The sequence below is a fragment of the Chitinophaga sp. 05T412 genome (genome assembly GCF_056396465.1).
The window spans coordinates 22,698-35,809 of the sequence record NZ_JBFTLN010000021.1 but is presented as its reverse complement, the minus strand read 5'-3'; the positions used below and the strand labels follow the sequence as shown (position 1 = coordinate 35,809).

4 protein-coding genes are annotated in these 13,112 nt (G+C 46.5%); 3 read left to right on the top strand and 1 reads right to left on the bottom strand.

Annotation, left to right across the window (positions count from 1 at the left end):
- Positions 1-30 precede the first annotated feature (30 nt).
- Positions 31-1,287 (top strand): ComEC/Rec2 family competence protein, encoded by a 1,257-nt coding sequence (locus tag AC1DFM_RS31940; protein WP_477080841.1) that lies wholly within the window; start codon positions 31-33, stop codon positions 1,285-1,287.
- 58 nt (positions 1,288-1,345) lie between these two features.
- A complete protein-coding gene (locus tag AC1DFM_RS31935) occupies positions 1,346-9,931 on the top strand; it encodes a hypothetical protein (RefSeq protein WP_477080840.1) in 8,586 nt (2,861 codons plus the stop codon).
- Positions 9,932-10,046: 115 nt separating this feature from the next.
- Here AC1DFM_RS31935 and AC1DFM_RS31930 read toward each other — a convergent pair whose 3' ends face one another.
- Entirely contained in the window at positions 10,047-10,871 is an 825-nt protein-coding gene (locus AC1DFM_RS31930; protein ID WP_477080839.1) for a M57 family metalloprotease, read from the bottom strand.
- Positions 10,872-11,767: 896 nt separating this feature from the next.
- Between AC1DFM_RS31930 and AC1DFM_RS31925 the strand changes: the two genes are divergently transcribed.
- On the top strand, positions 11,768-12,400 hold the full coding sequence (locus AC1DFM_RS31925) for an inclusion body family protein (RefSeq protein ID WP_477080838.1): 633 nt from the start codon (positions 11,768-11,770) through the stop codon (positions 12,398-12,400).
- The last annotated feature ends 712 nt before the right edge of the window (positions 12,401-13,112 follow it).

The window sequence follows — 13,112 nt, the reverse complement described above, 5'->3', positions numbered from 1 at the left end:
CATATCAATGTCGAAAATGGCGACGCAACAATGATAGTAGTCCACGATACCGCCAACAACACCTTTCCGGTGAAGATACTGATTGACGGCGGCAATTCAGGAACAGACAGATTCCTGCAAAACTACTTCACCAATTATTTTGGCGCGACCAATATGCCCGTAACTTTTAAATACCTCATCCTGACACATTTCCATAAGGATCACTATGCAGGCTTCAATAAACTGGCGAACGGTACTATCTTCAGAGCAGACACCGTGATAGATCCCGGTGGATATGCGCTTGGCGGTACCTTTGCCCCTATCAATCCGCCGCAAGCCACTCCAGACAGAGGTGCCAGCGATGCGCCCAATTACAGGAAGGCATTGAAAGATGGGTTCACTAATAATTACCTGCGGGCCCGCAGCCTCGTGGTCACTTCTTTTCCACGTGATATAGGCAAAGTGTTGAAGATAGACACTTTGAACGGTGTGCCTGCTACACTGAAATGCGTGGCCAGTTCCGGCTACACTTATAGCGCCGGTGACACCGCCGTGAATAATGGTATTACTAACCGTAACAATCCCAATAATTTTTCGCTGGGCTTTATACTCGAATATGGCCAGTTCCGCTACTTCACCGCGGGAGATATGGGTGGATATAGCAACGGCACCTGTACTAACTACATTGACCAGGAAGCCACGGTGGACGGAGGCATTGTTTCGCTTTTCAATACTAAAAGTTACCGCTTCGATAGAAATGCCAACGATGTATCAGCCAAAGGTCATGTCTGTGCTTTCAAGACAAGTCATCACGGCAGTGATTGCAGCTCCAGCAGCGACCTTCTCCGATTCACAGCCTGTGCAATGTTTCTGTCGGCAGGTAATATGTCGAAATGGGGACTACCGATACCTGATTTTCAAGAACGCATAGACACGTTATTAGATCCGCTCTCTGAATGGTCTTCCGCGCAACGGCCATTGGGTGTTAATAATCGTGGAATCTATATCACTAACCTCTATAACTTCACCAGTGGTACAAAGAAGTACTGTCGCTCTACCGCTATCAACCTGTTTGCCAATAAGGACAGTACCAACTTCAGCTATGGCAATGATTACAGCGCAACGGGTGTACATGGTAACAATCAGTACCAAAGCAAAGATGTGACTTGTAAAGATAGTTATGTACTGAAAGTAGAACCGAATAATATCATGACACAAAGCCAGTTCTACGTCTACCGGGTGAATTATTACAAGAACACCAATCAACTCTTGTCTACGTATCAGTGCCATCGTAATACACCACCGTAATCACTGTTGTTATCGATAAATACTTTGTTCCTCATCTTATTTCCATAAAACAGTCACCATGGACCTTCAGCAACTAGCCAGCAAACTGCAACAGCAGATACAAACCAACGGCACTCTAACGCTTACGCCTACACTGATACCCAGCAATAGGTTCCCGTTCCTGTTGCAGATGCTGTCCTTGCAAAACATGGTGTTTACGCTTACTCCGGCTGATATCACCGTGAAAGATAATATCCTGTCCATTTCCGGGAAAGTGGCGCTGTATAACCAGAATAATGACGGTGTGCTGCAACTGATCAACACGCGGGGCGAGATACTGGAAACAGTACTGGATTCCATTCTTAACCAACTATCGATACTACAGCTGTCACAGATGGGACTGCTGCCCTTGAACCGGCTGGCAGATCCCAATATATTTCCCTCTGCTCCATTTCCGGGGATTCAGTTAAATGCCTCTTCCGTCACCTATGCCATGACGCTTTCCGTCCTTTCGTCCAACATCGATTTCCCCATTATTCCAGGTGCAGCAGGACTTTCGCTGAAGGATTTCGGCTTTTCGGTTCTTACGTATGTCAATCCGGTTAATAATGAGCGAACCCCCAACCTCGCCGTCACCGGTGTTTTCCGCATTGGTAAAACGGATCTGTCTATATCGCTGGCCGTACCGATCAACAACAATATGCCAGCTAATCAATGGTCATTGACATTCTCCACGCAGCAAACCTTACTGGGAGGCATATACGATATTCTGGGCTTATTCCCCGGTATGAATGTGCTGGGCAGCATGCCACAAGAAGTGGCGGTGTTGAGTAATTTCGGTATCACTCAGTTGAGCATTCTTTTTAATCCGGCCATACAGAAGATTTATGATGTAACAGTAATCATCTCCAACCCGCATCCCTGGCAGGTGGCCAGCGGCTTTGCTATCGAGCAGCTACGCGTGATGATGCAGTTTAACAGAGTGCCGGTGAAACCCACCTTCACACTGGACATTGATGGTATATTTAATATGAAGATGTCTTCCGTTACAGCAGAGTTGCAAGTCAATGCGCACCTGCCATTCGGCGAAGATGAATGGCTACTTGCTTTTTCCGCTGAAGTGGAGATCAATAAATACAATGAGTTTTTCACGGCGCTCCCGGGGCTTTCCACTACCCCCGCACCTGCACTGCCCGTAGATATTACTTTTGACAGCTTCAATCTCAATACCCTTGAAATCACCTACAACGCCAGCTCCCGACAGATCAGCCGCATCAACTTCGATATATCCACACAGGTAGATATTAAATTCTTTAATGTGCTGGATATTGTGAACCCAGCGATGGCGCTGGATATAGAGAATCCTTTCTCTTCCGCCGACCGCACCATCAGCGGGTTTATCAGCACACAGCTTAACATCGTCGACATTCAGCTGGAACTGCGCGCAGAGAAGGCAGATCCTTCCGCAGGATGGACATTCATGGGCGCTATGCTGCCCGGTTCCAGCATCAACATCATGAAGCTGGTGAAAACGTTCCTCTCCTCGCTGGGTATCACCAACCTGCCCGCCTGGTTAGATCAGGCTTCACTGAATATCGAGGGGGTTAACGTCACCGTATACACGCCGGCGCCGGGAGCAGTAGATCAGAAAAATAAATATAGTGCAGGCGGCACCGTTAAATGGCAGCTCAATTACCAGAGCTTTATATTGCCTAAACTCACCGCTACATTGCAGATGGATTATGTAAATGGCAATGCTTCCGGTAATATCACCGTGGAAGCCCTGCTGCTGGGCATGAACTTCAAGGTGGGTTATAAATTCGGCACACCGGATACACAGGTGTACCTCGAATGGGAAGGTATTGTAGCGCAATACCAGCACGACAGTGGGAAGAATACAGACACGATCACGGTGGTATTCGGAAACATGTCGCTGGGAGAGATCATCACACATCTAATTGCTTCATTTGAGCCGGGCTTCACACTATCGGCTCCCTGGAATGTGCTCAACAGTATTAATCTGAACGGGTTGTCGTTTGTATATGTAAGAAATATCGGTGATCCATCACAGAGCAGTCTGAAAGTAGTGTATAAGAGCAATGTAGACCTGGGCTTCCTGCAACTTTCTGCCATTACACTTACGAAAGATAGTACCGGTGTATATCTTGGCTTTGAAGGCAAGTTCCTGGGCATGACTATCAGCAGTGGCAATCCAGAAACCGCTCCACTGGCAGGCAAAGGCAGCGATGTGCGCAACATGCCGGGCGTGCCGGGTATGGGCAGCCAGTTCTTTGATCTTCGTTTCCTGGGTATGGGCCAGCATGTGGCATTTACCAATCCTGGCAATATCAGCAACATACAGGGCGCTATCGATACCATGAAGAAATCATTCTCTGACACCAATGGTCAATCTAACAGTGTACCGATCAAACCTGACAAACAAGGCACCCTGTATTTCGATCAGAACAGCCACTGGCTCTTCGGCGCAGACTTCACCGTAGCGAAGTTTTACAGGATGGCGCTAATCTTCAATGATCCGGAGCTATATGGCCTCATGATCAGCATCGATCCTACAGCGGCTTATTTTGCTAATCTTTATTTTGAAATTCTTTATAAGAAAATAAATGACAACATCGGCATGTATCAGATAGATCTGCAACTGCCAGATGCTTTCAGACATCTTGAGTTTGGGGAAGTATCCGTTACGCTTCCCAATATCGGAATCAAGATCTACACCAATGGTAACTTCTATCTCGACTTCGGCTTCCCTGCCAGCATTACAGACTTCTCGCGCTCTTTCACCGTACAGGTGTTTCCGTTCACCGGCTCCGGCGGTTTTTACTTCGGCTGGCTGAGTGGCGCTACCGCTACCAATATCCCACAAACTACCTGCGGCATATTCAATCCCGTGATAGCCTTTGGATTGGGACTGCAACTGGGCGTAGGCAAAACAATTGATGAAGGTATTCTGAAGGCGGGGCTGTATCTCACTGCTGTAGGCATTTTCCAGGGAGTGATCGCCATCTTCCATGCAACACCAGGATTAAGTGGTGCAAAAGACGACACCTATTATAAGCTGCAAGGCACATTCGGACTGGTGGGTCATATCTATGGTGAAGTGAACTTTGCTATTATATCTGCACGGGTGGATATATTGGCTTATGTGTATGTGAGTATTACGATAGAAAGTTATATGGAGATACCGATCTCCTTTGTAGCAGGTGTATCCGTTTCACTACGCATCACCATCAACCTGGGATTATTTAAAATACACATCAACCTCAGCTTCAGCGCAACTATCAGGGCGCAGTTTGTGATTGGCAGTAATCATACACAGGATGCAGGATGGAACGGATGTCTCAACGGCGGCAATTTCCCGGCATACCACCGCATTGCCGCAGACCTGGCCGTAACATTAAACTGGCAGCCTATTTCACCGGATACCGGCACCAACTACCTGCTGGATCTGTATGTGATTCCACAGCTGACTCTTTCCGGAGAAGGCGCTACACCTGGCCCGCAATACAACATGATATTTTATATCGATACCGCCTCCGCCAATATTGCCAATACGGTGAACGGTCTCACCGCGCTCAGCACCGGCGTGCTGTACTGGTGTCTCAGCGCGCTGGTCAGCAATGGCCGCAGCAGTGTTCCACTGAGCTGGCTGCAAACACAACAGATCAGCACTGATCAGTTACAGGCGCTGTTATGCTATTTCAACACAAGGCCTGATAATGCAGCCCCATTCAACTACAGCAATACAGCAGGACATGACGTTATTTCGTTCTTAAAAACCTTCTTCAGCGTACAAATCACCGCTACAGACCCGGCAACCCAGCAGGAGTTGCAGGCCGCCATCTTCCCTGCGCTGCCGCCACTGCTGGTGCAAACAGATTACAATGGCGCCAAAGGAACACAGATAAACTTCGCCACACAGAGCATGACCGGCAGCAATGGCTATATCAGCGCCGTTTCGGGCATACTGCGTACGCTTAGTATGGATGCAGAAAACAAGCTCACTGCTGATTATTACGGCAACGCCTGCTCGCAGGTGACTGACCCCGATTATCAGCAGCAGCAGAACCTGAGCATGCCGACTTTTATCTTCACAGATTTCATTGCCCTCGTGGCCAAAACATTCCTGCAACATGCGCTGGATTATATGCAGGCCAACAAGAAAACAAGTCTGGATGCCGAAAGCCTTGTCAATGCAGTAGTGACAACCGCCAATGTAACGCAGGCCGGCAGCATGTCTTCCAGGTTCCTCCTGTATGGCTTACGCTTACCGGCGCCACCCAATGCGGCTACCGGCGCTATTACGCCACTATACCAGCTTACTGGCCAGCAGTTCCCACTGCCTGCGGCGCTCAAAACCGGTGATACCTTCAGTATAGACATCACCAAAGATGCCGCAGCCACCTGGATTTCCTTTAATCCCAATAATGCAGCTGCGCTCAATATCACCATCAACAATGATGAAATTACCCGCATCAATGATATGCGCAGTGTAGTGTTGGCGCCTACCCTTGAATCCGGCTCACCGGCTGCTATGGTAAATTACCGCGATACACCGCAGGCCTTTACGCTCAACAGTCCGGCACTGTGGCAATACCCCGGCGATTACTTTGCCGGTGTAAGCGGAAATCCTGTGCTGTGGCTGCTACCACAAAACCTGATCGATATATTTGCATTACATGCCGGTACCTCCATTCCTTTCTCCATCCAAACCATCCAGCCTTCCGGCGATGGCAGCGAGAAAGGAAGCATCAGTCATCTTGCCTGGGCTACCACTGTACCGATTACAATACAGCAGATCACCGCTGGCTCAGGACCTAATACACCGCTTACCGGCAACATGTACAACCTCACCGGCGCAGACGACAGTGGCGTGGTACTATTACAACAACTGGTCATCTTCCTTAATACTACCCGCAAAGGTGACGACAGCTTTATTGCACAAATACAAGTGTTGTATGAACCTGATCCGACAACGGATTCCACCGGAGGTAATATCTCCGCTGCCAATGGCGCATTAGAAGTGGCTATTGTGCAGGCCAACCTGAGCACAGAAACCAACCCGGTAGGCACATTCGGCTACCTGAAAGACAACGTGAGCAACACTTATAACACGCTGAACAAACCAGGCATCTTCCTGCAACTGTTGTGGGAAAACAGTATTGTAAGATCAGGCGGATTTTATCTGTACTACCGCAGTTCCGACGGCGTTGGCATTCCACCGTATCTGTTCAATAAAGACGGTGTAGCGCGCCTCACGCTGGTGGTCACTTATACGGATCTGCTCATACAACCATTTGTGAACAGCGTGGTCACCGGTGATCCGGTGGATACTTCCAGTACCAGTGTATATGCGCAGGCAGCCAGCATCACCACCCGCGTGGCTACTATACCAGTGGGCACGGTGGGCTATACAGTAGTACGCAATAATCCGGGAGAATACAATCCTTCTCAGCAACCACCAACCACCGCTGATAACCAGGTATACCTGCAAAACCAATTCAACCTGCTGGGTACTACACTACCTGGCGTGGCGGCCTATCAGAACCTGCTGCCCGCAGGTCCTGCAGACACACTGGATGAAGACCAGGTAAATCAACTGCGCGCAGGTGAAACGCTGGACCAGCAAACTAACTTCTGGAACTACGCAGCGGTGATCCCTTACTACAAATACGCGCAGCCTTCCGGTACAGACCCAGACTATCCGAATCCTTATGGAGGCATCGGCGTTACAGTGCAGATGCGGCTTAACTGGCAGGATATGTTTGGTAACATACCCATGAGCAACGTGCAGCCATTGGCGTTATCAATGGCATCATTATACACAGATCCACTCATCGCAATATCCCAGTGGCCTGCCGTATCTTCCTATTACCAGTTTGCCCAGAATGCCGGCAAGCCGGAAATACAGCTCAGCTTCTGTTTCGACAAGACAAAATACACCGGCAGCAAGAGCCAGAACAATGCTGCCATAGACCTCGAAACCTACATGCGCCTCTATTATCAGCTGGTAGTATGTACGGATGTGAATATGAGCTTCTGTTCCTCTATTGATGGCACGGCTGCCTTACCGGAAGGTTCCAGTCGCAGTATAAATATAGCGGCCCTGAACACCAACTTCCTCACACCGGTGATCAGCTACCTGAAAGCCATAGTAGCCGCTACTACCGTAGACAGCAACAGCATCCTGTATACAATCAGCAGCCCGGTGGATACCGCCACAATTGCGAGCTATGCAGACATACTGCCACTGACATTAACGGCAACGGTACAACGTACTGCGCACATCGATCCGGCTTTTGCCAATACTGCCGGTATCGCCAGCGCACAGACCACCGTACCGCCACAATCTAAAGGCACGCCATGTGGTAGCGGTAACGATGATTCTTTGTCGCTCACCCCATTTGCGCAACAGTTTGAACTAGCCTTCAAAAATCAGCCTACCGCAGGCATCACGCTAAAACTGGCGACAGGCACACCGAAGGAAAGCGAAGACAAGATACCATCCATCTGGATGATAAGACTGGACACCAACGGAAAGAGCGGTATCAATTTCAACTTCAACAACACTGCAGTATACTTCTTTGCACCCGTACCGCTGGCCAACAACTTGTTGTCGTTCAGCAGCAACAACTATCCGTATGCAAGTGGACAGCCTTATCCTGCAGGCGCCGCAGTAACACAGCATTTCAGCAGTATAGACCTCGACAACTGGGGATTGCAGTTCCTCACCGCGGTAGATAATTTCCTCAGCCCGGCATATGCTGTGCCCGCCTTCCTGTTAGATAACGGTGTATCACTGGCATCACTGCTGGCTGAAAAAGAAAACATTGCCAATGCTATTGAAGGAACCATCGACTACATTATAGATCCTGGCAATACACCACAATCCAACATCGGCAACGCACAGGACAAATGGAAACAGGTGATCCTTCAACTGCTCTCTAACGCTTACCGCTATACGACAGCTGTGCAGACACCTGCCACTATCAGCTCCGGATGGACAGGCAGCAACAATCAGCCTCCGGAAGCACCTTATGTGCCTGCATTGTATGGCAGCATGAAAGGTACTGATCCTTCCCTGCCACCCGGTACACCGCCTAATACTTCCTATTCCCTGTCCAACGCCAAAGTACCATTGGGCACCGGGCAATCGTGGCTAACGTATATGTTTGAATCGAAAGACCTGCCGGCCAGTCGCAGCTTCAGCTTCACAGACATGCGCTATGCGGTAAGTCACCTGGAATACCAACTACAACCTGTTGATGGCATCGAAGGCTACATGGCATCGTCCTGGCTGACCTTCATTATCCCGCTGGATAACAGCCTGGGGCAGATAGGCAACATCACCATACCGGTTCCATTGCGTGCCTATCCTACGCCGCCTTCCATCCTGAGCCAGGGACTTGAATATCCTGTCAATAGTAACAGCGATCCTATCACCATCGCTGATACAAGAGCATGGAACTACCGTTATGTATATCAGAACCAGTCTGCCGCACAGGATACCATACACACGCAGGTGCAGTTCAATATCCCGGCATCCAGTAATACTTTCCTGTCACGGAACCTGGATGACGCGCCTACACTGGATCAGGCATTATCTCAGTTCATGTCTGTATACCCTGCCATGCTGGCTGATTTCAACATGCACCTGTTGACACTGACTGCTGACGATGTAACGAAAAACACGCCGAATGCACAGGCTGCAAAGAATGCCGTAGCGGCTTTCATCAATGTGGTAACTGTAGTGGCTACTGCATGGAGCACCTGGAACCAGATACATCCGCGCACCAAAAAACTGGTAAGTCACGGACCGCTTAGCCTGGCATTGTCGCCATATACTTTATCGTATACCATCACAGAAAATGAACAGCAGACTACCAATTATCTCAGCATCACCGTTGCGGCAGACAGCGGCAACAGCGTGCCGATGGTTCCGTTGGTCAACATCAGCAACTACACCGCAGAGCCGGTGAGCGGTCAAAGTAATACCTGGATATACAAAAATGCGGAAGATAAATATCTCCCGTATGCCCACCGGAACGACGATCCTGACAGAGAAGTGATCATGCAGGCACTGGATATACTCCATGAGCAAAACAGCTGGTCAGGCGCCAGCATCATCCGCAATGAGTACCTGATACAGAATGGTAATGGTACCTGGCAGCCCACCAACCAACGGTTCATCTATCAGACGCCGTGGGTGCGCTTCTTCGACAAGCTCGTGCCATTACTCAACTGTAACCGCGCCGTAGATATCGCGACTATCAACAGCAATGTCTTCCCTGCGCCGCAACAGAGAACGCTGCAGGAGAACATGGCCCAGCTCTTCATTGCCCTCACCGCCGATGTAACGTTAACGGATATACTGATTAAATTACACGTCAGCTATCAGTATACCAAACCGGGCACTTCATTCGCAATAAACCTGCCTGTATTACTGCTGGCTTCAACGAAAGTAAGTATCGCAGATAAAGGACTGGCAGTAGCGACCATGGTAGCAACAGCCATGCAGAAATGGAAGGATACACATATGCCGGAAACCAACCAGGCGCAGTACGACCTGGATCTGACGGTTTTCTCTGACGATAGTACAAGGCCGGTACTGCAGGTGCCACTGTACTTGTTGATAAGTGGACATTAAATCAAAAGCAGAAAAGCTGCCTCATTTTATGAGGCAGCTATAACAAAGAGGTTACACCGGCACGATAGCCGCGGTGTAACCTTTCTTTTTTCATGCATTTCCGGTTAGCAATGGATTACTGATAGAGGTAATTTAATGCAATAATATCATTCGCATTAAAAGTGCGGTTGCCCCCATTGGAGCAGGCCAGCATCCAGGAATCCGGGTCAGGATCGCTTGGAGTGCCTGGCAGATATACAGCCCCAACACCGCCATCACCTTCATCCACCGGATCTCCGCCACAGCTATAGGAACGGTCCATATAGTCGGTATGGCGCATACCAATGCAATGTCCTATTTCGTGCTGAAGCACAGAACCTACGTACTGCACATTCGGGTTGCTGCCGTATGCGTCAGGGTGGGTATTCATCTGAATGAGATTAAAAGGGTCTCCCGCATCGGTAGGGAAACCGGATGATCCTAAAGTAATATAGCCACCGCTGGGCCCTTCATAAAAGCCCTGAATAGTTATATCCGCATTACCGCTGGTAACACGTTGAAACTGGATGCGCAGCCCCAACGCATTGTAACGTTGAATGGCCAGGTCGGCGCCTTGTACAAAAGCACTGCCCAGATTACTAACCCTCACGGTAATCACACGTGGCAGGCTAGCTACCAGGTTATTAGTGGAATACTGCTCTGTTTTAGCCACTCTAACTTTATTTGTTTTGGCTTTCTGACTGAGGTCTTTTGAACTAAGAAAAATATCTCCTTCTACGAGATACCCTCCGTTTACGGCATGTACATTACTGGTACTGAAGCCTTTTGCCTTGATTTGTGTTAATACGTCATTAGAAATACCGGGTTTATCAGCATTCCCTTGTTTGTTACCTTTCTGACATGACGTGATGAACGAACCTGCCAACAGACAGATCAAAAGAAAAAATACTTGATTTCTCATCGGGTTAAGATTTTGGGTTTTAGATTTTAGATTGCTATCGTGCCTGCACGAAAAAAGTATTTACTATAGCTGTGTTTTTACAACTAATATTTAAGCATACACCTACTTGAAATGACGGGAAAAACATTGACTATTCACCTGTAACAATCGTTATCAGGCGCATGTTTAGAATGAACATTGTGGTTTTCTCGTATTACAGATTTGAAATGTGGGTTACTTAGATTTGCTTAAAGATTATGGCTCTGCGTTCGGGTTTGTATCGGATCGTTTTCCAATATTACAGCTTTCTTATTACTGAAAAAAATATTTTAAATTAAATACCCGGTCTTTCATCCGTAATAGAATAGCAGTAGTCCGAACTATTTTATACTCTTTTTAAGTCTATTCTAATGATTTCTTAATCACTTTTTAAGCATTTTCTAATCTCCATCGGCTATAAATTCGAATCAGGCAATTTGCCCATACTTTTGAATGGAGCGAGGCAGACGGTAATCTTATTAAAATCAGGGAAAGAATTTGTGTTATGACCTCTTATAAAAACACGCTTCCCATCAAACAAAATGATATTTACGCGTGTTAATAAGTAGCAATTATTTATTTATTCATTAACTCAAAATAACCGTAAGCCTAAGGTATCATACCTTACTCCAAACTTACTATAGGAAAATTCTAAAACAAATACATTTACGGCGGAAACATTCATCTGTTATGTTAACGGTTAACCTTTACCGGTAGCACTTTACAGCCGTTTAGTTCATAACTGTTTAATGTAAACAGATGGGGATGCTATATCCTCTCCATGATTGTCTCTTTCGTTTCCAACAACTATTTCTTTAACAAATGGCGGATACCGAAAAGCCATAATAGAGTAGGTATAAACTAAAAAATTCTATTTTATGACAACCACTAGAACAAGCCCTCAAAAAAGCCCACTGAAAGGTTCACAAAAAGATCAGAATGAACCTGCAGACATTGAAATTACAATAGTGATTGACACGAACTATGTAATTAAATATTGTGAAGATAACAGTATCGACGTTACCAAGTACACACAGGACAACCCTTATCCGATAGACCATAACAGCGAATACATGGTTTGTACCGGATCACGTGGAATCATCAGTGGTCAGGGTACAGCCGATTTAAATTTCAAGGCGCATGTAGAAGATACCGTGTCATTCCGTGCTATATCTGCTTCTGACAACCAGGATAATTCTGTAATTTTGTATGGTATCCTTAAGAATACTAATCCGAATATAACACCTAATGACGACGTATTTGACACGTTTGTATATACTCCTTTAAAAAGAATTGGTGCCGCTGTACCAAATTCCAATCCAAATTCCAATGGATTGCCTGCACTACATCAAACAGTCACCTTTTATTCGTACAAAGCAACGGTAGGCCAACCTGGAACCGAAGCATTTATGATAAATTTTGCGCTATATAGACTAGATGATTCAGGAAATAATCAAAACTTATATGGTTACTTCCAATGGGACCCAACCATTACGGTGCCAAAACAATAACATATAGATCCGAAACTTCAAACTTACTAAAAAGCATATACCCGTTATATGCTTTTTAGTAAGTCCCGACGTAATAGTGAATATTTACATTGGTTGCACTGGTTTTCGTGATCCAGGCACTTGTAAAGCTCAGATCTATAACCTGTAGATAATATACTGGCTATAAAAATAAAACGTGATACAATGGGAAGACATCGCATTYTCATTACTCACATTTTCATTCATACACTTGCTTTTTAAATTATTGGGGTATATGTAATGTTGTTACCCGCGTACTTTGTTTCAAATCGAGAAGCCCCTGCAAAGTCTTTGCAGTAAGTAATTTCATGAATTTAAAAATTATTTTTTCATTCAAAAAAGTTATCTTCATAAAGGATATTAGTTCATTAACCGTCAAGCTCATTTTAGCAGTAAGGATAACCCAAGCCCATTGACCGAATTTATTATTAATGATTTTTAACGTTAAAAAAATCCCGTTTCACATGTAACCCAATAATTCCGCTATCCTATCAGCCGTTAACCATCAGCCATCTACAGGAATTTTACAGGCATGAGAGGCTTATACAAGCTATCACTAGCAATTTAAAATTTTCATTATTCATGAAAGTTACTGTAAGTATTTTCTCTTATGCCCCTGTTATTAATAATATGCTGTAGGCATCAATACAGGACGATAATGGATACTGAGATGTACTCAAAATTTGTATCATTA